The 25583-nt window shown below is 74.6% G+C and carries 19 protein-coding genes; 10 read left to right on the top strand and 9 right to left on the bottom strand.

Translation table 11 applies throughout. The features are described from left to right. The first annotated feature begins 220 nt into the window (after positions 1 to 220). From ACF089_RS06030 to ACF089_RS06000, 7 genes are all read left to right on the top strand, one after another. Complete coding sequence (locus tag ACF089_RS06030) at positions 221 to 1723, top strand: APC family permease (protein ID WP_392022429.1); 1503 nt, start codon at positions 221 to 223, stop codon at positions 1721 to 1723. Continuing rightward, positions 1723 to 2823 carry an alcohol dehydrogenase catalytic domain-containing protein gene (locus tag ACF089_RS06025; RefSeq protein WP_392023399.1) on the top strand — a complete coding sequence of 367 codons (1101 nt, stop codon included), beginning with the start codon at positions 1723 to 1725 and terminating at the stop codon, positions 2821 to 2823. Before ACF089_RS06030 ends, ACF089_RS06025 begins: the two co-directional genes overlap by 1 nt. A gap of 98 nt (positions 2824 to 2921) precedes the next feature. Beyond that, the gene (locus ACF089_RS06020; RefSeq protein ID WP_392023397.1) at positions 2922 to 4256 is read left to right on the top strand and encodes an NAD-dependent succinate-semialdehyde dehydrogenase; all 1335 of its coding nucleotides are present in this window, start codon (positions 2922 to 2924) and stop codon (positions 4254 to 4256) included. An 840-nt stretch (positions 4257 to 5096) separates the two neighbouring features. Next, positions 5097 to 6389, top strand: coding sequence for a polyprenyl synthetase family protein (locus tag ACF089_RS06015; protein ID WP_392022426.1), 1293 nt, complete (start codon positions 5097 to 5099; stop codon positions 6387 to 6389). Continuing rightward, the gene (gene crtI, locus ACF089_RS06010) at positions 6386 to 7918 is read left to right on the top strand and encodes a phytoene desaturase family protein (RefSeq protein ID WP_392022423.1); all 1533 of its coding nucleotides are present in this window, start codon (positions 6386 to 6388) and stop codon (positions 7916 to 7918) included. Before ACF089_RS06015 ends, crtI begins: the two co-directional genes overlap by 4 nt. Further along, on the top strand, positions 7915 to 8904 hold the full coding sequence (locus ACF089_RS06005) for a phytoene/squalene synthase family protein (protein WP_392022421.1): 990 nt from the start codon (positions 7915 to 7917) through the stop codon (positions 8902 to 8904). Before crtI ends, ACF089_RS06005 begins: the two co-directional genes overlap by 4 nt. After that, complete coding sequence (locus ACF089_RS06000; protein ID WP_392022418.1) at positions 8901 to 9914, top strand: DUF5914 domain-containing protein; 1014 nt, start codon at positions 8901 to 8903, stop codon at positions 9912 to 9914. Before ACF089_RS06005 ends, ACF089_RS06000 begins: the two co-directional genes overlap by 4 nt. A 22-nt stretch (positions 9915 to 9936) precedes the next feature. Here the strand turns inward: ACF089_RS06000 and ACF089_RS05995 are convergent, their stop codons facing one another. The 3 genes from ACF089_RS05995 to ACF089_RS05985 all read right to left on the bottom strand — a co-directional run bounded on the left by ACF089_RS05995 (position 9937) and on the right by ACF089_RS05985 (position 13518). Continuing rightward, the gene (locus tag ACF089_RS05995; protein ID WP_392022416.1) at positions 9937 to 11496 is read right to left on the bottom strand and encodes an FAD-dependent oxidoreductase; all 1560 of its coding nucleotides are present in this window, start codon (positions 11494 to 11496) and stop codon (positions 9937 to 9939) included. Continuing rightward, positions 11493 to 12218 carry a methyltransferase domain-containing protein gene (locus tag ACF089_RS05990; protein WP_392022413.1) on the bottom strand — a complete coding sequence of 242 codons (726 nt, stop codon included), beginning with the start codon at positions 12216 to 12218 and terminating at the stop codon, positions 11493 to 11495. Before ACF089_RS05990 ends, ACF089_RS05995 begins: the two co-directional genes overlap by 4 nt. A gap of 100 nt (positions 12219 to 12318) precedes the next feature. Then, on the bottom strand, positions 12319 to 13518 hold the full coding sequence (locus ACF089_RS05985; protein WP_392022411.1) for a lycopene cyclase family protein: 1200 nt from the start codon (positions 13516 to 13518) through the stop codon (positions 12319 to 12321). Positions 13519 to 14037: 519 nt separating this feature from the next. On the opposite strand from ACF089_RS05985, the gene ACF089_RS05980 reads away from it, so the two are divergent. Next, a complete protein-coding gene (locus ACF089_RS05980; RefSeq protein ID WP_392022408.1) occupies positions 14038 to 16095 on the top strand; it encodes a phosphocholine-specific phospholipase C in 2058 nt (685 codons plus the stop codon). Between the two features lie 353 nt (positions 16096 to 16448). After that, a complete protein-coding gene (locus ACF089_RS05975; protein WP_392023394.1) occupies positions 16449 to 16868 on the top strand; it encodes a DUF6086 family protein in 420 nt (139 codons plus the stop codon). Positions 16869 to 16893: 25 nt separating this feature from the next. Here the strand turns inward: ACF089_RS05975 and ACF089_RS05970 are convergent, their stop codons facing one another. Further along, a complete protein-coding gene (locus ACF089_RS05970; protein ID WP_392022405.1) occupies positions 16894 to 17034 on the bottom strand; it encodes a hypothetical protein in 141 nt (46 codons plus the stop codon). Between the two features lie 221 nt (positions 17035 to 17255). Further along, positions 17256 to 18767: an FG-GAP-like repeat-containing protein gene (locus ACF089_RS05965; RefSeq protein ID WP_392022402.1), complete on the bottom strand. Its 1512-nt coding sequence runs from the start codon at positions 18765 to 18767 to the stop codon at positions 17256 to 17258. A gap of 214 nt (positions 18768 to 18981) precedes the next feature. On the opposite strand from ACF089_RS05965, the gene ACF089_RS05960 reads away from it, so the two are divergent. Beyond that, positions 18982 to 19950 (top strand): oxygenase MpaB family protein, encoded by a 969-nt coding sequence (locus tag ACF089_RS05960; RefSeq protein WP_392022399.1) that lies wholly within the window; start codon positions 18982 to 18984, stop codon positions 19948 to 19950. Between the two features lie 139 nt (positions 19951 to 20089). Here the strand turns inward: ACF089_RS05960 and ACF089_RS05955 are convergent, their stop codons facing one another. From ACF089_RS05955 to ACF089_RS05940, 4 genes are all read right to left on the bottom strand, one after another. Continuing rightward, positions 20090 to 20899, bottom strand: coding sequence for a phosphatase PAP2 family protein (locus ACF089_RS05955; RefSeq protein WP_392022396.1), 810 nt, complete (start codon positions 20897 to 20899; stop codon positions 20090 to 20092). A gap of 136 nt (positions 20900 to 21035) precedes the next feature. Beyond that, positions 21036 to 23615 (bottom strand): ABC transporter permease, encoded by a 2580-nt coding sequence (locus tag ACF089_RS05950; protein ID WP_392022393.1) that lies wholly within the window; start codon positions 23613 to 23615, stop codon positions 21036 to 21038. Positions 23616 to 23887: 272 nt separating this feature from the next. Beyond that, the gene (locus ACF089_RS05945; protein ID WP_392022391.1) at positions 23888 to 24655 is read right to left on the bottom strand and encodes an ABC transporter ATP-binding protein; all 768 of its coding nucleotides are present in this window, start codon (positions 24653 to 24655) and stop codon (positions 23888 to 23890) included. A gap of 196 nt (positions 24656 to 24851) precedes the next feature. Beyond that, on the bottom strand, positions 24852 to 25565 hold the full coding sequence (locus tag ACF089_RS05940; protein WP_392023391.1) for a response regulator: 714 nt from the start codon (positions 25563 to 25565) through the stop codon (positions 24852 to 24854). Positions 25566 to 25583 lie beyond the last annotated feature (18 nt).

Genomic DNA, 25583 nt, shown 5'->3' with positions numbered 1-25583 from the left:
ATTGAGTGAGTGACCAATCAGCAATTGGCCGGACGGCCAATAGTGATCAGATGTAGAAAACCGCAGCTCAAGGGCGGCATCCCGCCCCCGCGGCTGGGAGTGATACACCTCCGCCCCCTCGAACCGTCCCTGGGGCGCACCCGTGCCGACCGCTCTCGGCCCGGCACGGGCCCGGCCCGCGCACACGGAACGGCGCGCAGCACCCGCACAGGAGATCATCGTGGACGACACTCGCACCGACGCCGGCGAACTCGCCGAGTACGGCTACCGGCAAGAGCTGAAACGGACCCTCTCCGCGTGGGCGGTGTTCGCGATCGGGTTCGCGACGATCTCGCCCGTCGTCGGGGTCTACGCCGTCGTCCAGCTGGGCTTCGTCTTCGCGGGCCCCGCCTGGATCTGGGCGGTCGTCGTCGCCTTCCTCGGGCAGCTGACGGTCGCCGCGGTCTACGCCGAGCTGTCGTCCCAGTTCCCGGTCACGGGCGGGGTCTACCAGTGGGTCCGCCGGCTGGGCGGACCGCGACTCGGCTGGCTGGTCGGCTGGATCTATCTCGCCTCCGCCGTGGCGTCGCTGACCACCGTGGCCTATCTGGGCGCGGCGTGGCTGCACATGCTCTTCGGCGACGGCACGCTGTCGGCGGCCACGCATGTGGTCCTCGGCGTGGTCTTCGTCGCGGTGGCCCTCGGGATCAATCTCCTCGGCGTCAACCCGGTGAAGCACTTCCTCAACGCCGGGATCATCGCCGAGGGCGTCGCCTCCATCGCGGTGAGCGTGTTCCTGCTGGTCTTCGTGCACAACAACGGCTTCGGGATCCTCTTCGAGACGCTGGGCGCGGAGTCGGTCTCCGGCGGATCCGCCCTGGCGGGCTTTCTGACCGCGCTCGCGGTGGCCGGCTGGGCGTTCCTGGGCTTCGACGCGACCACGCAGGTGGCCGAGGAGACCGAGCAGCCGAGACGCAGCGTCCCCCGGGCGCTTCTGCGGGCCTATCTCTTCGTCGGCTTCACGGTCCTGCTGACCGGGCTCGCCGTGACGCTCGCGCTGCGCAAGCCGGAGGACGCCGTGTCCGGCGCGCTCGCGGACCCGGTCTTCACCGCGGTGACGGAGGGGCTGGGCGGATGGAGCGAGAAGCCCTTCATCCTGCTCATCCTGATCGCGTTCTTCGCCTGCGCGATCTCGATCCAGACGTACATCGGCCGGGCGGTCTACTCCTTCGCCCGCGACCGTCAGCTGCCGTTCTCCTCGAAGCTGGCCACCGTCGGGCCGCGCCAGATCCCGTACGTCTCGCTCATCGTGACGGCCGTGCTCGCCAGCCTCGGGCTGCTGCTCGGGCTGAACGGCAACGCCGCCGCGACGCTGATCGCCTTCGGCTCCGGCGGCTTCTACTTCATCTTCCTCACGGTGGCGGTCGTGGCGCTCGTCGCCCGGCTGACGGGCCGGTGGAATCCGGCCGCGGGGCTGCTGAGGCTGGGCCGGACCGGCCTGGTGATCAATGTGATCGCCGTGGTGTGGCTGCTCTTCGAGGCCGTCAACATCGCCTGGCCCCGCGTCGAGCTGGCCCCGGCCGACGGCAGCTGGGTCCAGGTCTGGGCCGTGATCCTGGTCTTCTCCGTCCTCTTCGTCGCCGGCCTGCTCTATGTCGTGATCGCCAAACCCCACACCAAGCTCCCCGCCGCCGCGACCACCGAACCCACCGCCCCGACCACCGAGAAGGTGAAGGCACCGTGATGCCGTCGAAACTCTCCCCCGCCATCGTCTTCGACCCCGCCTCGGGGCTGGGCTCGCGCCCGGTGTCGCTCCGGCCCGCCGGACCGGGCGAGGTCGAGATCGACGTACGCGCCGCCGGTGTGTGCCACTCGGACCTCCATGTCGTGACGGGCGACTGGCCCAGCGACCGCCCGCTGGTGCTCGGGCACGAGGCGGCCGGGGTGGTGACCTCGGTCGGGGCCGGCGTGACCTCGTTGCAGGCCGGCGACCACGTCGTCCTGTCCTGGTTCGCGCCCTGCCGCCGCTGTCGCAAGTGCGTGACCGGTGCGGCGTGGCTGTGCACCGGCACCAAGGCCGTCGCCAATATGCTCCCCGACGGCTCCACCGCCTTCGCGGACGACCGGGGCGAGCCGGTCTGGCCCTATCTCGGGCTGGGCGCCTTCACGGAGCGGCTGGTCGTACCGGAAGTGGCCGCGGTCAAGGTCCCGGACGAGCTGCCCTTCGGCATCGGCGCGCTGCTCGGCTGCTCCGTCACCACCGGCATCGGCGCCGTCGTGAACACCGCGGGCGTCCGCGCCGGCGAGTCCGCGGTGGTCATCGGCACGGGCGGAGTCGGGCTCTCCGTGGTGATGGGCCTCCGGCTGGTCGGGGCCGATCCCGTCATCGCCGTCGACCTCTCGCCCGAACGCCTGGCCACGGCGCGTCGGTTCGGCGCGACCCACACCCTCGACGGCGCGGGCGCCGACGTCGCCGCCTGGTGCCAGGAGGAGTTCGGCGGGGTGGACTACGCCTTCGAGGCGATCGGCAGCCCGAAGGTCATCGGCACCCTCCCGGCCATGCTCACCTCGGGCGGCGCGGCTGTCCTGGTGGGCATGGCGGCGACCGGCGCGACGGCGTCGTTCGACCCGTTCGACCTCGCCGACCAGGGCAAGCGGATCCTCGGCTGCAACTACGGATCCAGCATCGGGGAGATCGACATCCCGAAGCTGGCCCGTCTCTATCTGGCCGGGCGGCTGCCCCTGGACGATCTGGTCGGGCGCACCCGTCCGCTGAGCGAGGCGGCGGCCGCCTTCGACGATCTCCGGTCGAACACCGGTATGAGAACGATTCTCGAACCGTGAGCCACTCCCCCGCGCCGCGCGCGGCGCGGGGGCCCGACATCGCACATTCTGGGGACGACTGCGGCCGCGGCCGTCCCCGACCAGCTCCAGGAGGCATGATGTACGCCGTCACCGACCCGACCACCGGTGAAGTCACCGCTACCTATCCGACCGCCACGGACGCCGAGGTGGCGGCGGCCGTCGACGCCGCCCACGCGGCCACCGCCTGGGGGCGCGACGGCTCCGTGGCCGAGCGCGCCGCACTGCTGCGACGGCTCGGCGAACTGCACACCGAGCGCCGTGCCGAGCTGGCCGCGAGCATCGTCCGGGAGATGGGCAAGCCGCTTCCGGAGGCGGAGGGCGAGGTCGACTTCTGCGCCGACATCTATCGGTACTACGCCGACCACGCCGAGGGGTTCCTCGCGGACGAGCCGCTCGACGTCGCCTCCGGCCCCGGCACAGCGGTCCTCAGGCGCAGCCCGGTGGGCGTGCTCCTCGGCATCATGCCCTGGAACTTCCCGGCCTATCAGGTCGCCCGCTTCGCCGCCCCGAACCTGGCGACCGGCAACACCATCGTGCTCAAGCACGCGCCGCAGTGCCCGGCCACCGCCGCGCTGCTCGAAGAGCTGTTCGCCGAGGCCGGTTTCCCGGCCGGGGCCTATGTCAATGTGTACGCCACCAATGAGCAGATCGCCTCGGTGATCGCCGACCCCCGGGTCCAGGGAGTCTCGCTCACCGGGTCCGAGCGGGCGGGCGCGGCCGTCGCGGAGATCGCCGGGCGGCATCTGAAGAAGGTCGTCCTCGAACTCGGCGGCTCCGACCCCTTCGTCGTCCTGTCCACGGACGACCTCGACGCGGTCGTCGACTCCGCCGTCGCCGCCCGCCTCGACAACACCGGCCAGGCCTGCAACGCCGCCAAGCGGTTCGTCGTCCTCGACCACCTCCACGACGCGTTCGTCGAGCGCTTCACCGCCAAGCTGCTCGCGGGCGAGACCGGCGCGCCGCTGTCGTCGGCCGCCGCCGCCGAGAACCTGGGACGCCAGGTCGACGCGGCCGTCGCCCAGGGGGCCACCCTGCACAGCACCGGGGAGCGGCGCGGCGCGTACTTCCCGGCCGGGGTGCTGACCGGTCTCACCACCGAGCACGCGGCAGCCCGGGAGGAGCTGTTCGGCCCGGTGGCGATGGTCTTCCCGGCCGCCGACGAGGAGGACGCCGTACGGATCGCCAACGACACCCCCTACGGTCTCGGCTCGTACCTCTTCACCACCGACCCGGCGCAGGCCCGGCGGGTCGCCGACCGGATCGACGCCGGCATGGTCTTCGTCAACGGCGTCGGCGCCGAGGGCGCCGAGCTGCCCTTCGGCGGCGTGAAGCGCTCCGGTTTCGGCCGCGAACTCGGCCGCCCGGGGATCGAGGAGTTCGTCAACAAGAAGCTGATCCGGACCGTCGCCTAGGGTCTTTCTTTTGGATCAGGCCGGATCAGGGAGCGGGGCCTGGTGCCGTGCATCGCAAGGCGGAGGAATGAGTCCATGCGGTGGGGGTACCTCCCGCGCCGCCAGGCGCAGGGGGCCATCGGCGATTGACGACAACGCGGCGTGGGGGCACCTCCCGCGCCGCCAGGCGCAGGGGGAGTGCGGTGCCAGGGCACGCGAGCCCGGCAAGATCCGAAAGAGAGGCCCTAGCGGCGCGCGCTCCGTCCTCCGGCGGTGCGGTACGGGTCGGTCCGTACCGCGCCGCCGGGCTTGTCGGGACCGGCCGGGTCCACGCCCGCGCCGTCCGGCAGGGCTCGTCCGCCGCGCCTCTCGGGACGACCGGGCGCGTGCCCCGGGACGACTGCCCCGCGCCGCCTTCCCGCCTCCGCCGGAACGCCCCGTCGAAGCAGCTCCCCCGCAGCGCCTCCCCCGAAGCCGCCGCGCTCGCGGCCGCCCCGCGCCCCGCGCGCCCCGGGCCCCGCACCTCGCACCTCGCACCTCGCACCTCGCACCCCGCGCCGAGCGGAAGCACCGCCCCCGTACCCGGATCGGCCCGGACACGACCACCGCTTCGGCCTCCCCGCCCGTACGGCCCGTCATCGCCCCCCGGAGCACAGCTCCGGGCCTCCGCTCTCGGGCACGCGTGTGAACCCGCGTCCGCGCGATCGTGGTGACCGGGAATCGGGCCTCCGGCGTGGTGGACTGGGCGCCCGGGCCGGGGATCGCCGGGGGTTCCGGCCGGCGCCCCGCCGCATCCGAGAGGAGCGGCCGTCCGGAATGAGCTGAAGCCCCTGCCGGTCGAACGGGATGAGAGGACGTGCGATGCGCCGCACCTGGACGGAGGCACTCCCCCACGAACAGCCGGACGCCCGTCCGCACCCCCTCGGGTCCTTGCCCGCGAAGCCGCACGACGGCCCTGACCACGGCCCTCCGGAAACCCCCCGCGCGGCCGCCGTCGACGCGGACGTCGCCGGAGCCGTCGGGCGGGTCCTGGAGGAGGAGCTGCGCCGGCGGCTCGACGCGGCCTCGGCGATCGACCCCGACTTCGCCCGGGACGTGGCCGGGCGCGTCGCCCGCTTCACCCTCGACGGCGGCAAACGGACGCGCTCGCGGTTCCTCTGGTGGGGCCTGCGGGCGTGCGCGCGCGGCTCCGACGACGGGCGGACGGGGGCGGCGCTGCGGCTCGCGGCGGCCCTCGAACTCATCCAGACCTGCGCGCTGGTCCACGACGACGTCATGGACGGCTCGCCCATGCGGCGGGGCTCCGCCGCCGTCCACACCGGTCTGGACGCCCAGTACGGCACCGGCGGCGCGGCCCGCGGGCCCGGTGAGTCCTTCGGCCGCTCCGCCGCCATCCTCGTCGGGGATCTCGCGCTGGCGTGGGCCGACGACACCGTGGCGGACACCGCGCTCGCCCCGGACGCCCGGCGGCGGGTCAACGCCGTCTGGCGGTCCCTGCGCACCGAGATGGTGGCCGGGCAGTACCTGGACCTGCGCGGACAGGCCCGCGGGGCCCGTTCCGTCACGGCGGCGATCCGCACCGCGTCCCTGAAGAGCGCCCTGTACTCGGTGGCGCGGCCCCTCGCCCTCGGCGCCGCGCTCGCCGGCGCGGACGACCGCACCGCCGGCGCGCTCTCTTCCGCCGGCCGCTGCGCCGGGATCGCCTTCCAGCTCCGCGACGACCTCCTGGGGGTGTTCGGCGACCCGGACCGCACGGGCAAGCCGTCCGGGGACGACATCCGCGAGGGGAAGCCCACCTATCTGCTGGCGGTGGCCCGGTCCCGCGCCGAGGCCGCCGGGGACCGGCGGGTCCTCGCCCTGCTGGACTCCGCCGTCGGGGACGGCGGCCTCTCCGAGGACGGGCTGGACCGGGTGCGGGCCGCGCTGGTCGCGACGGGCGCCCGGGACCTGGTCGAGACCGGGATCGAGCGGCTGGTGGCGCGGAGCACCCGCCGTCTGGCCTCGGCGGCGCTCACCCGTCGGGGCGGCCGCCGGCTGGCGGAGCTGTTCCACACCGTCGCCGGCGTCGCCCCCGGCACGGCGGAGCCCGACCCGCCGGACGACGAGCCGCACTTCGCCGCCCTGCTCCAGTCCTGCGGCGAGGTGCGCCGATGAGGACGCTGAGAGGGCGCACCGACCATGTGGTGGTCGTCGGGGCCGGGCTCGCCGGGCTCTCCGCCGCGCTGCATCTGCTGGGCGCGGGGCGGCGGGTGACCGTCGTCGACCGGGGCGAGCTGCCGGGCGGACGGGCGGGGCTGCTGCTGCGGGGCGGCTATCGGATGGACACCGGGCCCACGGTCCTGACCATGCCCGATCTCATGGCGGAGGCGTTCGCCGCCGTCGGCCTCGACCTCGCCGACCGGCTGGAGCTGATCCCGCTGCACCCCGCCTACCGGGCGCGGTTCGCCGACGGCAGCGCCCTCGACGTCCATACGGGGGCCGAGGCGATGGAGGCCGAGGTGGAGCGGTTCGCGGGCGGCCGGGAGGCGCTCGGCTACCGCGCGCTGCGCACCTGGCTGACCCGGCTGCACGAGGTCGAGACGCGCCGCTTCATCGACGCAAACTTCGACTCCCCGCTGCAACTCCTCCACCCCGACCTCGCCCGGCTGGCGGCGCTCGGCGGCTTCGGCCGGCTCGACGCCCGGATCGGCCGCTTCCTCTCCGACGAGCGGCTGCGCCGCGTCTTCTCGTTCCAGGCGCTGTACGCCGGGGTGCCGCCGGCCCGGGCGCTCGCCGCGTACGCCGTCATCGCCTACATGGACACGGTCGCGGGCGTCTTCTTCCCCCGGGGCGGGGTGCACGCGCTGCCCCGGGCCATGGCGGACGCCGCCGCCGGGGCGGGCGCCGAGCTGCGGTACGGGCACGAGGTGCTGCGGCTGGAGCGCTCGGGCGAGCGGATCACGGCGGTCATCACCTCCCAGGGGCGCGTCCCGTGCGACGCCGTGGTCCTCACCCCCGATCTGCCCGTCGCCTACCGGCTGCTCGGGCGGCGGCCGCGCCGGCCGCGCCCGCTGCGGCACTCCCCCTCGGCGGTGGTCCTGCACACCGGCACCGACCGCACCTGGCCGGGGCTGGCCCATCACACCATCTCGTTCGGGGCCGCCTGGAAGGACACCTTCCGGGAGCTGACCCGTACCGGCGACCTGATGTCCGACCCGTCGCTGCTCATCACCCGGCCCACGGCCACCGATCCGGACCTCGCGCCGCCCGGCCGCCATCTCCACCACATCCTCGCGCCCTGCCCCAACACCGACATCGGCCCCGGCGCCCGGGAGTGGCGGGAGCTGACGCCCCGCTACCGCGGCGATCTGCTGGCCGAGTTGGAGCGCCGGGGGCTGGACGGTCTGGGCGCGGCCGTCGAGGAGGAGTGTCTGGTGACCCCGGCGGACTGGACGGAGCTGGGGCACGCGGCCGGCACGCCGTTCTCGGTGGCGCACTCGTTCCCGCAGACGGGCCCCTTCCGGCCGCGCAATCTGGTGCGCGGCACGGAGAACGCCGTCCTCGCGGGCAGCGGCACCACCCCGGGGGTGGGGGTGCCGACCGTCCTGATCTCGGGGAAGCTCGCGGCGGCCCGGGTGACGGGACCGCCGACCGCCCCGCGGCGGAGCACGCCCGGCGTCCGCGTACGGGGAGGGCGGGCGTGACCGCGCGGGAGCTGGGCGCGGCGGGCATCACCGATCCCGTCCTGCGCGCCGCCTACACGCACTGCCGCCGGCTCAACGCGCGGCACGGCAGGACGTACTTCCTCGCCACCCGGCTGCTGCCGGTGGAGCGGCGGCCGGCCGTGCACGCCCTGTACGGCTTCGCCCGCTGGGCCGACGACATCGTCGACGCGCCCGCTCCCGGAGTCTCCCCGGCCGGGCGGGCGGCGGCGCTGCGGGCGCTCCGCGGCCGTCTCGACGCGGCGCTGCGCGGCGGCCCCACCACGGAGCCGGTGGTGACGGCGCTCGCCCACACCGCGCGGCGTTACGCCATCGACCACCGGCACTTCCTGGACTTCATGACGTCGATGGGCCGCGATCTGGAGGTCACCGACTACGCCACCTACGACGAGCTGCGCGGCTACATGCACGGCTCCGCCGCGGTGATCGGCCTCCAGATGCTGCCGGTGCTCGGGACCGTCGTCCCGCGCGAGGCGGCCGCTCCGCACGCCGCCGCGCTCGGGGTGGCGTTCCAGCTGACCAACTTCCTCCGGGACGTGGGCGAGGACCTGGACCGGGGGCGGATCTATCTGCCCGCCGATCTGCTGGGCGCGCACGGGGTGGACCGGGAGCTGCTGCTGTGGAGCCGCGCCTCCGGATCCCGCGACGGGCGGATCACCGCCGCCCTGCGGTCCGCCGCCGCGCTCACCCGTGAGGTGTACCGCGAGGCGGCGCCGGGCGTGGGGATGCTCGATCCCGTGTCGCGGCCGTGCGTCCGTACCGCGCAGGTGCTGTACGGGGGGATCCTGGACGCCGTCGCGGACGACGGCTATTCGGTGCTGCACCGCCGGGCGGTCGTGCCGCGCCGCCGCCGGGCGGCCGTCGCGGCCGGCGGGCTGGTCCGGCTGGCCGTGGCGCGGCTGCGGGCCCGGGGTGGGCCGCCGCCGCCGGCCGGGCGGTCGGCGGCGACGCGGAGGGAGACGGTATGAGCGAGGGCGCCGGTCGGTTTCCGCTGCGGCTGCGGCGGCGGCCCGTCCCCTGGGAGCGGCAGCGTCCCACCTGGCGCGACGCCTCTCCCGGCGTCATCTCCGGGGCGCTGAAACGGGCCCGGGCCCGTCCGTCGGGCAACTGGTACGTCCTGGGCGCGGCCCGGGACGTCGGCGGCGACCGCCCGCTCGGGCTGACCGTCGCCGGGGTGGAGGTCGTGGCCTGGCGGGACGCCCGGGGCGCGCTGCGGGCGGGGCCCGGCGCCTGCCCCCACCTCGGGGCTCCGCTCCGGGACAGCCCGGTGCGCTGCGGCACCCTCGTCTGCCACTGGCACGGCCTGGCCCTGGACGGCGGCGCGCGGGCGGGGTGGGAGCCCTACCCGGCGTACGACGACGGGGTGCTGGCCTGGGTGCGGCTGGACCGGGTCGGCGGCGAGGAGCCGTCGGACCGTCCGGTCGTGCCGCGCAGACCGGATCCGGCGGGGGCGGTGGACGCGGTCTGCACGGCCGTCGGGCGGTGCGAGCCGGACGATGTGGTCGCCAACCGGCTCGATCCGTGGCACGGGGCCTGGTTCCATCCGTACGCCTTCGTCGATCTGACCGTGGTCGGCGCGCCGGGCGACGGCGCGGAGTCGGGGGAGGCGGACGGGGACGCCTTCACGGTGGACGTCTCGTTCAAGGTGGCGGGCCGCGCGGTGGTGCCGGTGCGGGCGGTGTTCACCGCGCCGGAGCCCCGGACGGTGGTCATGCGCATCACCCGGGGCGAGGGGCGGGGTTCGGTGGTCGAGACCCATGCCACGCCGCTGACTCCGGACGGCGCGGGAGCACCCCGTACCGCCGTCGTGGAGGCGGTGGTCGCCGCGTCAGGACGCCGGGGGTTCGCGGTCGCCAGGGCGGCGGCGCCGCTGCTCCGGCCGGTGATGCGGGCGGCGGCGGGGCGGCTGTGGCGCGACGACATCGCCTACGCGGAGCGGCGCTGGGAGCTGCGCCGCTCCGGCCGGTTCCCCGGCTGACCGGCCGTCCGGGGCCCGGGGTTCAGACTCCGGCCAGCCGGTTCAGGGCGCGCAGCGCGGGCGTCCGGCCCCGGTCGGGCACGGTCCACAGCGTCTGGCCCCGTACGCCCCACCGGGCGAGCAGGGCGTTCGCGGCGAGGAATCCCGTGGTCGCCGCCCGTTCCATGAGCGCGACCGGCAGCCGTGAGCCGACCAGGTCGCCCGCGAGCATGACGGCGGGGTCGGGGGTGCGCACCCCGGGCCGGTCCCGGTGGCCGCCGACGGGGAAGAGCGGGCAGTCGGCGCGCCACTCGTGCCGCTGGTCGACGACGCGGGCGCGCGCCGTCTCCGGGTAGACGCGGCGCAGTTCGTCCTGGAGCCGGCGCTGTTCCGCGATCCGGTCGGCGGCCGGATCGACGGCGTACGCGTGGAGTTCGACGACCGAGCCGCCGGTGCGGGCCGCCCAGCGGGCCGACTCGCCCTCCCAGCGCTCCAGCACGCTCACATTGTCCAGGGGGCCGTATCCGCTGGTGCCCAGGAATCCCGGCCGGTCCGCCACGACCGGGCGGTCCAGCCAGACTCTGCTGACGAGGAACGGCGGGGTGGTGCGCAGCCGCAGGACGCGTGCCCGCCACGGCTCGTCGCCCAGCCGGGGCGAGCGGGAGACCACGCCGCGCAGCCCGTCGGTGTCGAGGGCGAGGACCACCCCGTCGTACCGCCGCGCGCCGGAGCCCGAGCGGATCTCGGCGGCGCCGCCCGCCGCCGGTTCGACGCTCTCGACGGGGCTGCCGGTGCGCAGTTCCACGCCGTGGCCGGCGAGATAGCGGCCGAGCGGGTCCCACAGCGCGGTGGGGAACGGCTCGGCGGGCACGTCGAAGAGCAGGCCCTCGCTGGAGCCGAGGAAGTAGATGTGGAACATCAGGACCAGCTCGGCCGCCGAGAGCCGGCGCGGGTCGGCGAAGAAGCTCCGGGAGAACACCTCGAACGCGAGGTGGTGGGCGGCCTCGGGGAAGCGGATGCGCTCCAGCAGCTCCCGGGCGCTGAGGTCGTCGAACCGCTCGTACACCTCGGGCACCCGCACGTCCAGCAGCGGGAGGGCCGCGCGGGGATTCATCGCGGCGAGGTCGCGCCAGCCGAAGGTGGGGCTGAGCGCGGCGAATCCCAGCGCGCTCCACGGCGGGGTGCGGGGCACCCGGGCGAAGCTGTCCTGGAGGCCGCCGCTGTGCCGGAGCGGATAGTCGGGGAGGGCGGTGAGCATGGCGAGTTCGGGGTCGATCCGGCGGAGCAGCCCCCGGAGGTTGTAGTACTGGCGGAAGAAGGCGTGGAAGCCCCGGCCCATGGTGACCTCCGAGCCGTCGGCGAGCCGGTCGGGCCAGCCCGCGAGCCGGCCGCCGAGCTGCTGTTCGCGCTCGTAGAGGGTGACGCGCACGCCGCGTTCGGCGAGCGCGGTGGCGGCGGCGAGCCCGGCGACGCCCCCGCCGGCGATCGCGACGGCGGGCGGCTCCCCGCCGACGCGCGCGCTGCCCGGAGGCGGTGTCAGCGTGCGGGCCCGCCGGTCGCGCCCCCGGCGCGCGCCGCCGCCCGCGGTCGCCCGGGGGCTCATCGCCGGGCCTCCGGCTCGCCCGCCGCGCCGACGACGGTGTGGACGATGCCGCGCTGCCAGCCGGGCAGCGGCAGCACGCGCACCCTCGTGAATCCGGCGCGCCGCACCCGGTCCCCGAACGCGCGGGCGGTGTCGAAGCCGATGACGCTGTGGAACAGATGCCGGTACAGCTCGCGGTCGCCCGCCAGGGCGCCGGCGGGGCGGACCACGCCGTTGCAGACGGCGGTCCAGACGGCGCGGTCGGCCGCCGAGCCGCCGAGGGTGTACTCGTGCGCGGCGAGCCTGCCGCGCGGGGCGAGGAGTTCGCGCACCCGGGCGAGGACGGCGTCGGGGTCGGTCAGATTGCGGAAGAGGTAGGCGGCGAAGACCGCGTCGAAGGGGCCGTCGACGCCGGCCGGGGCGAGCCCTTCGGCGGGGGCGTGGACGAAGGTGACAGCGGGCGGCCAGCGTTTGGCGGCCGCCCGTTCCAGCATGCCGGTGGAGGCGTCCACGGCGACGATCTCGGCGAGCGGCGCCGCGCGCAGCAGGGCGGCGGTGGAGGCGCCGGTGCCGCAGCCCAGGTCGAGCAGGCGCAGCCCGGCGCCCCGGCCGGGCAGTCCGAGCCGGCGGGCGGACCGTCTCAGATGGGCGTGGTAGCCGGGGTTGACGGCGACCAGCCGGTCGTAGGTGCGCGCGGCGTGGTCGAACGCGGTGGACAGGGTGTCGTCGCGCAGCAGGGCCATCGGGTCTCCGCTCTCCGGTCGGTGCTCGGGGTCCCGCCGGGGCCGGGGCGGCTCCGGCGGGGGGGGCGGTCGCGGGCGTGGTCGTACGGCCGTGTTCGGCTCATGGTCGGGCGGGCCGTGCGCGCCGGGGCAGCCAGGGCAGTTCGACGGCGGTGCGCAGCATGGGGCGTACGGGGGTGCGCAGCCCGATCGCGAGGTCCTCGTCCCATCGGGTCGCGCCGTCGAGGAAGCGCAGCAGCCGTTCGGTCGGGACGTGCCGGAACAGCCCGGTGAGGAGCCGTGCGCCGTCGACGCGCCCGGTGTCCAGGGCGCGCAGGAGCACCGCGTCCATGGCGAGGGAGCGGCGCGAGTGGGCGGCGGGGGGTACGGGGACGCCGCCGCGCCGCAGTCGGGCGGCGACGGCGCGGGTCTGTCGCTGGACGGCGGCGAAGGTGTAGCCGGTGGAGGGGCGGGTCGCGCCGCCCGCGGTGCCGATCCGGAAGACGGATCCGCCCGCCCGGCGGGGGAAGCGCGCGTCCGTCATCGGGATCACGCCCTGCTCCGTGCCGGTGATCTCGAACCGGTCCAGGCCGAGGATTTGTCCGGTGTAGTGCCGCAGGGCGCGCTCGTAGCCGTGGTCGTCGAGGACGGCGGAGGAGAACTCGGTGTACTCCACCAGTGCTTCGTACGGGCTGAACGGCAGGATGTAGCCGAACGACAGGCCGTGTGGGGGGCGGGGGGTTCTGAAGTCCATCAGATCGGCGGTCCGTGTGTCGAAGACCGGCTCCGGGGTGCGGATGAACCAGCCCCGGAAGTGCTGGAGCAGTGCGGTGCGCCCGGCGGGCGGGCGGTGCGGGGGCCGGGAGTCGAAGACCCAGCGGGACGGCAGCGTCAGCTCCTCGCCGCGCGCGGTGACTCCGCGTACGAGGGCGCCGTGGCGCAGGTCCTGGACGGTGTGGACCGTGGCCTCCACCCGGCGCAGCCCGGGGCGGCGGCGCAGGCGCTCGTCCACCAGGGTCTCGAAGTCGGTGGAGCGGAGCATTTTGTACCGCAGCGGGGCCGGGGAGCCGATCAGCGGGGTTCCGTCGGGGGCGCGCACCCGGAGGGTGTCCCAGCTCGCGGTCAGTGCCGGGTCGAACGCGCCGTGCGCGGGCTCCCAGAAGCACCAGGTGCGTTCGGGCGGTCTGGCGGGGCCCGGGGGCGCGTCGATCAGGGTGACGGTCGGGGGTGTGCGTCCGGCGGCCGGGGCGCAGAGCCAGTAGGCGAGGGAGAGCCCGGCGGCTCCCGCCCCGACGATGCAGATCTCGGTGCCGTCCGGCACGCGGCCTCCTTCCCGTTCTGTCGTTGGGCGGCCCGGCCGGACCGCGGGCCCGAGCGGCGGGCCGGGCGCGGACGGGCCCGAGTGGCGGGCCGGGCCGGGCCAGACGCCGGGGAGCCGCTCCCAGGATTCCGTACCGGGGGCGTTCCCGGCCGTAAGGACACCGCCCTTCGGCGGACCGCACCGGACCGGGCGCGTCGCGCGCGAGGGCGGGCGGGCGGAGGAACGGCGGGACCGGCGTCCACGGGTCCGGGGGCCCCGTTTTCACCCCTCCGGAGGGGGTACACAACCAGCACCCGATCACCCCGTCACACAGGTCCTGGGGCTCTCCCGGGGACCGGGCCGGCTCGCGCGGCCCGGTGTCGCGCCCGGCCCCTCCCGGCCCCTTCCCGGCCCGGACGGCCGCCGGACCGGTCGTCCCCGGGAGCGCGCCGGACGTTCGGCGCCCCGACCTGTGGCCCCGAAGCGCTCGCATCGCCCGCGAGCCCACCGCCGCCCGCCCGGACAAGAGGTCGTCTCCCCATGTCAGAAGTCAACCGGCGCCGTTTCCTCCAGCTCACCGGAGGCACCGCCGCCTTCTCCGCGCTGGCCGGAACCATCGACCGGGCCGCCGCGATCCCCGCCCGCCGTCGCACCGGGACCCTCCGCGATGTCGAGCACATCGTCGTCCTGATGCAGGAGAACCGTTCTTTCGATCACTACTTCGGCGCGCTGCGCGGTGTCCGCGGATTCGGTGATCCCCGGCCGGTGACCCTGCCGAGCGGGCAGCCCGTGTGGCACCAGTCCGACGGCGTGCGCGAGATCCCGCCCTACCGGCCCGAATCCGACGACCTGGGCATGGAGTTCATGCAGGGCCTCGCCCACCACTGGGCCGACGGACAGCAGGCGCTCGACGAGGGCCGGTACGACCGCTGGATCCCCGCGAAGACCGCCGGGACCATGGCGTATCTGACCCGCCGGGACATCCCCTTCCACTACGCGCTCGCCGACGCCTTCACCGTCTGCGACGCCTACCACTGCTCCTTCATCGGGGCGACCGACCCCAATCGCTACTACATGTGGACCGGCCACACCGGCAACGACGGCGCGGGCGGCGGGCCCGTCCTCGGCAACGAGCAGGCCGGCTACGACTGGACGACGTATCCGGAGCGGCTGGAGAGGGCGGGCGTCTCCTGGCGGATCTACCAGGACGTCGGGGACGGTCTCGACGCCGCCGGACGCTGGGGCTGGATCGACGACGCCTACCGGGGCAACTACGGGGACAACTCGCTGCTGTACTTCAACCGGTATCGCGACGCCGTCCCCGGAGACCCCCTCTACGACAGGGCCCGCACCGGCACCGACGTCAAGAGCGGCGACGGCTACTTCGACCGGCTGCGCGCCGACGTACAGGCGGGCCGGCTGCCCCAGATCTCCTGGATCACCGCCCCCGAGGCGTTCTCCGAGCACTCCAACTGGCCGTCCAACTACGGCGCCTGGTACATCTCCCAGGTCCTCGACGCCCTCACCTCCGACCCGGAGGTGTGGAGCCGGACGGCCCTCTTCATCACGTACGACGAGAACGACGGCTTCTTCGACCACGTCGTGCCCCCGTACGCCCCGGCCGACGCGGCCCAGGGCCGCTCCACCGTCGACGCCCGGCTCGACCGCCACCCCGGCGGCAAGGGGTACCGCTCCGGACCGTACGGCCTCGGCCCGAGGGTCCCGACCCTGGTCGTCTCGCCCTGGTCGAAGGGCGGATACGTCTGCTCCGAGACCTTCGACCACACCTCTCTCATCCGTTTCATGGAGCGGCGCTTCGGGGTGCACGAACCGAACGTCTCGCCGTGGCGGCGCGCCGTCTGCGGCGATCTGACCTCCGCGTTCGACTTCGGCCAACCCGACCGGCGACCCGCCCGTCTGCCGGATACCGACGCCTATCTCCCGCCCGACGATCAGCGTCACCCCAGCTATCGGCTCAAGCCTCCGGCGCACCCGAGCCCGCCCCGGCAGGAGCGCGGCGCCCGGCCCACCCGTCCGCTGCCCTACGCGCCCTGGGCGGACGCGGCCGCCGACCCCGCGACGGGCGGGCTCAGCCTGACGCTCAGCGGCGGCCTGCGGGCGGGGGCCGCGTTCCAGGTCAGGTCGGGCAATCGCGCCGACGGGCCCTGGACGTACGCCACCGGAGCCGGACAGACCGTCACCGGCGTCTGGAGCGACCTGTACTCGGACAACGCCCACGATCTGAGCGTGCACGGCCCGAACGGCTTCCTCCGGGTCTTCCGCGGCCCGGGCCGTGCCGCGGGCCCCGAGGTGACCGCCCGCCACACCGGACGCGGCGGCGGCCTCCGTCTCACCTTCACCCATCAGGGGCCCCGCACCGTCCGTCTCGTCCTCACCGACGCGTACGGCGGCCCCCGCCGCGCCTTCCGGATCGAGCCCGGCGCGACGGTCCGCCACACCGTGGATCTCGCCCACAGCGGGCACTGGTACGACCTCAGCGTCGTCTCCAACGACGACAGCGCGTTCCTGCGCCGCTTCGCCGGGCACGTCGAGACCGGCGGCCCCGGCACCAGCGACCCGGCGCTCCGCACGGACTGACCCCGGTCGCGGTCGGGCGGGCCCGCGACGACGCCCGGCGGGGCGTCGGCCGGAGACGGCCGTGGGAGCCGTCGTCCCGGGCGCCGCCATGGCGCGGCCGGGAGGAGACCGGTCCGCACGAGGCGGCCGCCCGCGGCGTCCACGCGCCGGTCCGCTCCCGCCGCGCCCCTCCCCTCCTCTTCCGGGCCGACGCGAGCACGTTCCGGCACGCGCTGGTCCGGCTCCCGGCCGTGCGCGGCCCCTGGCTGCGCGAGATCCTCGACAACCTCACGCGCCACACGCGCACCGGTATCTTCTAGGCCCCGCCCTCGGATCGTGCCGAGCCGGGCCGACAGGAGCGACAGAGAGGCCGGATCCTGAGCCAGTACTACGACATGGGCCGTCAGACCCTGTGGAATCCGTCCAACGGAACCTCCCGGCTGTTCATGAGCCGCGTGAGGGACTGGCGGGCCGAACTGGGCCTGCCCTCCGGCATCGGCCCCATGCGGGCCGACGAGTGCCGACTCGACCCCGTCCTGTTCAAGGCGTTCGCCGAGGCCCTCCTCGCGCGGCACCGGAGCACGGGCGACGACGTCACGGCCGGACCGCCCGAGGACTTCGTCGCCACCGTGCTGGTCCTGGCGGAGCGCGCGGGCATCGAGGTGACCTGGCCGCCGGACGACGGCCTCGCCGGGGACGTCCGGGATCCGGCGGCCGGGGCTTCCTCCGAGGGGGCCTGGGCGGCGGCCCTTCGGCGGAAGTCGCGCGAAGCCGGCCGCGTCATGCCGGCCTGAGCGTCCGCCGCCCGCCGCGAAGGGCTCAGAGCTTCTGGCGCAGCAGGTCGCGCACGCTGACGGGCAGGGCGACGGTGCTGCCGCCGGACGGGGGTGCGTTCTTCACGTCGGCGACGATGCCGACCGGCGCGGGGGCGCGGCAACGCGTTTCCCGCGCCGGGGTCACAGGCCACCGAGTTCCAGCTGGTCGGACGGGCGCCCGCCTGGACCACCCTGGCCATCGCCGCGTCGTGGGCCTCGCGGGTGGTCGCGCCGAGGGCGTCGACGACGGCCGTGCGCCGACGTCCTCGCCGCCGTCGGTCCGGCCACCCCGCCCCCGCCCCCGCCGGGCGAACTCCCCTGGGTACGGCCGCCGCGGCCGATGGGACCTCGCCCGGCGGGACGGTGTCAGGAGGTGTACCGCTCGCCGTACATGGGCCCGCCGTCGGCCGGGAGGCCGAGCGCCTTGGGACCGTGGACGAAGGAGCCGTCGGCCGTGACTCCGGACTTGTCCGTCCTGAAGACCCAGACCGCCCCGGCCTTGTAGTCCTCGTGCGAGGCGGTGACGGCGAGTTCCCCTCGGCCGTCGCCGTCGGTGTCGAGCATCTTGGTCCGGGAGCCGAAGCGGTCGCTCAGCTCGGCGGCGCCGGGGACGCCCTTGGTGTTCTGGTGGAGTTCCCTGGAGCCGGTGGAGGTCGGCCCGTTCCGGGTGCCGCGCAGGGTGGTCACGGAGCCCGCGCGGTTCTTGCCGTCGACGGTCGCCCCGGTCGCGCCGACCACGATGTCGCCGTAGCCGTCGCCGTCGAGGTCCCCGACGGTGACCGAGGCGCCGAACTCGGAGTTGCTCCTGGGGGTGCCGGGGACGCGGGGGCTGTCCAGGTGGAAGACGCGGTTCCGGGCACCCAGGAGGCCCTGTTCGCTGCCTCGGACGAAGGTGACCCGCCCGCCCGTGGGTATCTCGCCGCTGTAGTCGGTGCGGTACATGAGCCCGACGGCGACGTCGTCGTGACCGTCCTTGTTCACATCGCCGACATCGAGGGTGGCGCCCGGAATGAGCTGACGGCGGTGGTCCTGCACGAACTGGTAGGAGGCGGGACCGCCGGGCGTGCCCTTCCAGGAGACGAGCCCCGAATGCCAGAAGGGACCCTCGTCCCGCCATTCGTGCAGACCGACGAGGTCGGCGATGCCGTCCCCGTTCACATCGCCGGCCCGGAGGTCCACCAGACGCCAGTACTCGTTCTCATTGCCGCTGGGCACCGGGGCGGACGATTCACGGGCGGGCCTGCCGTCGGCGCCGAACGGGCCGTGCAGCGTCCGGAGCTTCTCGCTGTAGCCGGCCGATACGAGGTCGGGGGCCCCGTCGCCGTCGAAGTCGCCCGCCAGCAGCCGGCTGCCGCTGTCGTTGAACCGGGCCGTCGGATTCGTCCCGCGCGCCAGGCCCTTCGCGCTCCCCCACACCACGAGGGTCTCCCCGGTGATCTCCTCGCCGGGGCGCGGAGCCTCGCCCGCCGCCCCGACGACGAGGTCCGCGTACCCGTCACGGTTGAGGTCGGCGGAGGTGAGGGACTCCCCGAAGCGCTCGAAGGCGCGGGGCGTCCCCGGTATCCCCGGCGCCCCCTGGTTCAGGATCTGCTTGTCGGGGACCTTCAGGCCCGACTTGGAGCCGTACACCACGCTGACGAAGCCGGCGGATGCCTCCTGTCCGACGCGGCCCTGGGGGGAGCCCACGGCGAGGTCCTGGTAGCCGTCGCCGTTGAAGTCGTCCTTCGGCTGCGCGGGGAGCTTCTTCGCCGGGGCGGCGGCGGAGCGATGAGGCAGCTGCTCGGCGGGGACGGCGAAGGCGACCGGGGCGGTCAGGGAGCCGATCGCCGTGACGGCGGTCAGCAGCCCCAGCCCCCGGGTGACGCGGTGTGAGTTCATCGATACCTCGTAGAACGGTCATGGTGCTGAAGACGCGAAGAATGGGCGCGGCCGCCGAAAAGCGTGCCACGCTCCCTTCCCGACCCGCGCCGACCGGGAATGGTTGTGCCGCCACCAGGTGATATTCCGTGATGGGGTCGGCCGTCGGGCGCTCGCCGGGCGATCCGGACCCGCCTCCCCGGGGGCGACCGCGAGGGGCGGGGCGGATGGGAGGATGGCGATCACGGAACGGCGACCAGAGGGGGGCGCGGTGCGGCGCTACGACCGGCTCAAGCGGATCGGACGCATGGATCCCGAACGGGACTTCCACGAGATGTACCGGCTCATCGCCGCGTACGAGTTCCCGTGGGACTTCACCCGCGCCCTGGAACTGGCGCTGTTCCGCACCTATGCCGTGCCCAGCATCGGATCGCTGCTGTTCCGCACCGCCGAGTTCACCGAGCGGTCCCAGAAGCGGTACGACGACACCGCCCTGTTGCTGGACGCGGTGGTCGAGCACGGTTTCACGAGCGAGCAGGGGCGGACGGCCATCCGCCGGATCAATCGGATGCACCGCGCCTACGACATCGGCGACGGCGACATGCGATATGTGCTGTCCACCTTCGTGGTGATGCCCAAGCGCTGGATCGACGCGTACGGATGGCGCCGGCTCACCGGCCACGAGCTGCGGGCCTGTGTCGCGTACTACCGGCATCTGGGACAGCGCATGGGGATCCCGGACATCCCGGAGACGTTCGCGGGGTTCGAGGAGTTCCTCGACGCGTACGAGGCCGAGCACTTCGGCTGGGACGAGGGCGGCCGGGCGGTCGCCGACGCCACGCTGGGGCTGATGGCGTCGTGGTATCCGCGGGCGCTGGCCCCTGGGGTCAGGGCGGCCGGTGTCGCGCTGCTCGACGAGCCGTTGCGCGAGGCGTTCCGTTTCGCGCCGCCGTCGCCGCTGGTGCGCGGGGCGGTCGAGGGGGCGCTGCGACTGCGCGGCCGGGCGGTCCGGCTGCTGCCGCCGAGGCGCGCGCCGCACTTCGCGCGGCAGAATCCGGAGATCAAGGGGTATCCCCGGGGCTATCGTCCGGCGGATCTGGGGACGTTCCCGGTCCCCGGCGTCGGGGCCTGCCCGGTGCCCCACGGCCGCGGGAAGGCGGACGAGGGGCCTCGGGAGCGGGAGCCGGAGAGCGGGCGGGGATAGGGCGGCGGCCCCTGCCCGGCCGCCGAAGCGGCGCGCGGGGCAGGGGCCGACGCCGGGGTCCGGCGGCGCGGTTTCCCAGGACACGGGCCCGGGACCGCCGACCCCGCTCACGGCGGAGTACCGGGCCGGTGCGCCGAGGTCACGGCGGTGGCGCGGCCGGCGGCTTCGGCACGGCCGGCATCCGGTGCGGGTGAGCGCCGTACCAGCGGCGGGCGGCGGCGCAGCCGAGCGCGAGGCACAGGACGCCGCCGACGGCGTCGAGCCAGAAGTGGTTGCCGGTGGCGATGATCACGAGGAAGGTGGCGAAGGGGTACAGCGCGCCGAGGGCCCTGGCCCAGGCCGGGCGGGCCAGGAGCAGGAGGACGAGACCGCACCAGGCCGACCAGCCGATGTGCATGGACGGCATGGCCGCGTACTGGTTGGACACCTTCTCCATCTCGCCGGAGGCCAGGGAGCCCCAGGTGCCGTGCACGATGAGGGTGTCGGCGAACTCCGCGCCGTCGAAGAGCCGGGGCGGGGCGAGCGGGAAGAAGTAGTAGCCGATGAGCGCGGTGGCCGTGGTCAGGAAGAGCGCGGTCCGGACGGCCGCGTACCGTCCGGGCTGGGTGCGGTAGACCCAGACGAGGACGCCGAGGGTGACGGCGAAGTGGAGGGTGGCGTAGTAGTAGTTCATCGGCACGATGAGCCAGCCGATGCCGTTGAGCGTGTGGTTCACCGAGTGTTCGAAGGCGAGGCCGAGTGAGTTCTGCAGGTCCCAGATCCACTGGGCGTGGCGCTGGGCGGCGGTCGCGTGCTCGGGGACGGCGTTGCGGATCATGGAGTAGATCCAGTAGCCGACCGCGATGAGCGCGAGTTCCAGCGGCAGTCGCGGGCGGCGCGGTGTCCTCGCCCGGGCGAGCAGCGATCGGACGGTGGACGCGGGCGCGGCGTCCGGTGTCGCGGTGGTCACGGTCCGTCCCGGCCGGTCGTGCCGGCCGTCCGATTCCCCGTGGGAGCCGCCGGGGATCCCCTCGGGGTGAGCGCTCCCCCGAGGGTCGGCCGTGCGGGGCTTCAGAGCGACGGAGCGGGCCGGGCCTCGCGTGGGGTCAGGCATTGATCGACCGCAGCGTGTTCAGCCGGGTGGCCCGGCGGGCCGGCCAGATCGCCGCCAGGATCCCGACGGCGAGCCCGAGCACCAGATACAGACCGAGCCGGCCCCACGGCAGCGTGGTCTCGTACGCGGGGAGCGCGGAGCCGGCGAGGCTGCCGCAGGTCCAGGCCAGGAAGACTCCGGTGCTGATGCCGAGGACCGCGCCGAAGAGCGAGATCACCACCGACTCCAGGGTCACCATGCTCCGGACGCTCCGGCGGTCGAGGCCGATCGCGCGCAGCAGGCCGATCTCCCTTGTCCGCTCGAAGACGGACATGGCCAGGGTGTTGACGACGCCGAGCACTCCGATGACGACGGCCATGCCGAGCAGCCCGTACATCATGTTGAGCATCTCGTCGACGGTGCCGGACTCGGCCTTGGTGAGCTGCTCCTGGTTCCGCACCTGGAGGAGGGGGCTGTTGCCGAGGGCCTGGCGGATCTCCTGGTCGAGGCCGCTCGTGCGGTGGCCGGACGCGACCGTGACCAGGACGCTGTCGAGCTTGCCGCCGTCGGCGTGCGGAAGGACGTCGTCCAGGGTGCCGATGGCGTCGCCGAAGGCGCGGGTCTGCCGGTAGACGGCGACGACGGTGAGCGTCTTCTTCTTCGGGTCGGCGCCGTAGCCCAGCGCGGCGGTGAAGGCGTCCCCCGTCGACAGGCCGGTCCGGGCGGCCAGTTCGTCGGAGAGCGCGACCTTGCCGGGGCCGAGGTCGGTGAGCGATCCGCTGATGAAGCCCAGGTCGGAGACTTCGCCGAGCTGCCTGGGGTCGGCGCCGGTCAGGTCGGCCCACTCGCCTCGTACATCCATGGACGAGGAGGCGAGGGGCGCGGCGCCGGCGACGCCGGGGACCTTGGCGACCCGTGGGGCGAGGGCGGGGTCGATGCCGCCGAATCCGGCGTACGACACCTTGTAGTCCGCGGTCAGGCCCCGCACCGTCGCGTCCTCGAGGGCGGCCTCGGTGGAGCCGCCGGCCACGTTCAGGCCGGTGATCAGGGCGAGTCCGATCATCAGGGCCGAGGCGGTGGCGGCGGTGCGGCGCGGGTTGCGCAGCGCGTTCTCCTTGGCGAGCTTCCCGGTGACGCCGAAGAGCCGCGCGGTGACCGCGCCGACGAGCAGGACCAGGGGCCGGGACAGCAGCGGCGCGAGCACGATCACGCCGGTCAGCGTGAGCACCGAGCCGAACGCGGCGATGATCATGCCGAGGTCCGCCGCGCCGTCCGTCCGGGTGGAGACGTGGAGCATGGTGAGGACGCCGCCGCCGGCGAGCAGGCCGCCGAGGATGTTGCGGAGCAGCATGCCGGGCTTCGAGGGCGCCTGGTCGACGGTGCTCAGCGCCTCGACCGGGGCGATCCGCGCGGCCTTGCGGGCGGGGAGCCAGGCGGAGAGCACCGTGACGCCGACGCCGACGACGAGGGACCAGGCCCAGGCGCCGGTGGAGATCACGAGCGGGCCGTCCGGGAGACCCGCGCCGCCCGTGTTGAGGAGGGGCCGGAGGCCCGTCGCGATGGCCAGGCCGAGCGCGAAACCGACGGCGGAGGCGGCGAGTCCGAGGAGGGCCGCCTCGATGAGGACCGCGCGGACCACCTGGCGGCGGGAGGCTCCCACGGCGCGCAGCAGCGCGGTCTCGCGGCTGCGCTGGGCGATGAGCATGGTGAAGGTGTTGGCGATGATGAAGACGCCGACGAACAGGGCGATCGCGGCGAAGACCAGGAGCATCCGGGTGAGGCCCTTGGTGTTCTCGGTGATCTGCCGCGCCTGCTCGTCCGCGAGCCGGGCGCCGCTGGTCGCCTCGACGCCTTCGGCGGGGAGGAGTTCGCCGACGGCCCGGGCGAGCTTCTCGTTGTCGGTGCCGGGCTCCGATCCGACGGCCAGCTCGTCGAAGCGGCCCTTCTCCAGGTAGAGCCGCTGTGCGGTCGCGGTGTCGAAGAGCGCGAGGGTCCCGCCGGCGGTCACGCGCGGATCGTCGGTGTCGACGGTGCCGACCAGTTTCTTGGTGAGGGTGGGGCCCGTGATCGCGAAGCGCACGGTGTCGCCGACGGCGTAGCCGGCCTTCTCGGCGGTACGGCGGTCCAGGGCCATCTCGCCGGCGGCGGCGGGGCCGCGTCCGGCGGTGAGGGGGTAGCGGCTGTCCCGGCCGTCGGCGCCGTCGTCCGGCGCGTAGTTGGTCGCGAGGTTCTGCCAGCTGTTGTCGGCGTTCAGCGGCCGGCCGTCCTGGGCCGCCAGGGTGGCGGTGCCGTTGACGACGGGGTGCGCCGACGCGACCCCGGGGACGGCGCGGATCCTGTCGACGAGTTCGGCGGTCAGCGCGGTGGAGCGGCCTTCACCGGCCTCGCTGTCCGGCGCCCACTCGGACTCGGCCTGGACGGACACGGCGACGTTCTGGAGGTTCTTGGCGGAGGCGCCGCGCAGTGCCTGGACGACGGTGTCGCCGAAGACGAGCGTGCCGGAGACGAAGGCGACGCCGAGCATGACCGCGAGGGCCGTCATGCTCAATCGGGCTTTGTGCGCGAAGACATTGCGCAGGGCGGTACGGAACATGGTGGTCCCACTTCTGGGCTGGGTGGTGGAGTTCTGGGCGGAGAACCGGGCGGGCCGGTCGGTCCGCGGCCGGCCGAGTGCTGTCGTCGGTCTCCCGGTGACGCCCGGAGCGCCGGTACGGCGGAGTGGGGCGCGGGTCCCGCCGAAGGGGCCCGGGGCTCGTGTCACGGGAGCGGGCGGGCCCGGGGCTCCCAGTGCGGGAGCGCTCGGGGCGGGGGCGGCGGGCCGGGAGCGCGGGCGTCGCCGAGCGGGCGGGAGGGCGACGACAGCGGTCAGGAGTCGAAGCGCCTCATCCGGTCGAGGACGCGCTCGGCGGTCGGGTCGAGGATCTCGTCCGTGATCCGGCCGTCGGCGAGGAAGACCACCCGGTCCGCGTAGGAGGCCGCCACCGGGTCGTGGGTGACCATGACGACGGTCTGGCCGAGTTCCCGTACGGAATCGCGGAGGAAGCCGAGGATCTCGGAGCCGGCGCGGGAGTCCAGATTGCCGGTGGGCTCGTCCGCGAAGATGATCTCCGGGCGGGACACGAGGGCGCGGGCCACGGCGACGCGCTGCTGCTGTCCGCCGGACAGCTGGGCGGGGCGGTGGCCCAGTCGTGCGGAGAGGCCGACCTTCGCCACGACTCGGTCCAGCCACTGCTGGTCCGGCTTGCGGCCCGCGATGGCCATCGGGAGCGTGATGTTCTCCAGCGCGGTCAGGGTGGGCAGCAGATTGAACGCCTGGAAGACGAAGCCGACGCTCTCCCGCCGGACCCGGGTGAGCTGCCGGTCGTTCAGGGCGGACAGCTCGGTGTCTCCGATGCGCGCGGATCCCTCGGTGACGGAGTCGAGGCCCGCCACACAGTGCATCAGCGTCGATTTGCCGGAGCCGGACGGGCCCATGATGGCGGTGAACCGGGCGCGTTCGAACTCCACCGAGACCGAGTCCAGGGCGACGACCCGGGTCTCGCCCTGGCCGTACACCTTGCTCAGCCCGGCGGCCCCGGCGGCGGAGACCAACGGCGGGTGGGCGGTGGCGGACGCGGCTGCCTGCGTCGACATGGCGGCTCCAGCGGTGAGGGGAAGGGGTGTGTGTGACTTCCATCCTCGGCGCGCCGTGCGCGCGGAACGTCGGCCTCAGGGTGTGAAGAGGGCGTCTGCCGAAAGGCAGGCCGACGGGCGCGGGTACCGCTCAGGTCGCAGGGCCGCCTCTGCCGTTCGGCAGAGGCGGCGGTCGGCGGCGGTCCGCCGCCGGGGCTCAGGACAGCAGTCCCGCCCGGTACGCCAGGACCGCGGCCTGCACCCGGCTGTCCGTGGCCGTCTTCTCCAGGATGGCGCTGACATGGGTCTTCACCGTGCCGACGCCGATGCCCAGCTGCCGTCCGATCTCCATGTTGGCGAGGCCCCGGGCCAGCAGCGTCAGGACGTCGCGCTCCCGGCCGGTGAGGGCCGCCAGCCGCTGATCGGCCCCGGCGCCCGGCGCCTTCGCGGCCGCCGGCGTGCCGGAGGCGCCGCTGAGCATCCGGTCGATGACGGCGCCGGTGACGCCGGGCGAGAGGACCGCGTCGCCCACGGCGGCGGCGCGCACCGCGCGGATCAGCTCCTGCGGGCCCTCGTCCTTGAGGAGGAAGCCCGTCGCGCCGGCCCGCAGCGCGTGCGTCACGTTCTCGTCGTCGCCGAACGTGGTGAGCATGACGACCCGCGGCCGGGGCCGGAGGGCCAGCAGGCGTTCGATCGTGGCGAGTCCGTCGAGCACGGGCATCCGGATGTCGACCAGCGCGACATCGGGACGGGTCTCGGCGGCGACCCGCACGGCGTCCTCGCCGTTCGCCGCCTCGCCGACCACCTCGATGCCGTCGGCATGGCGGAGTATCAGCCCGACGGCGTGTCTGATCAGCTCTTCGTCGTCCGCGAGCAGCACCCGGACGGGGCCTTCGCCGGAAGCGGGGGCCTCGGCGGACGCGCGGGGCACGGAGGACTCGGGAAACTC

The sequence above is a fragment of the Streptomyces sp. NPDC014894 genome (genome assembly GCF_043080985.1).
Taxonomy (GTDB): domain Bacteria; phylum Actinomycetota; class Actinomycetes; order Streptomycetales; family Streptomycetaceae; genus Streptomyces.
The sequence above is the reverse complement of the archived record's forward strand: the minus strand, read 5'-3'. Positions and strand labels throughout refer to the sequence as shown.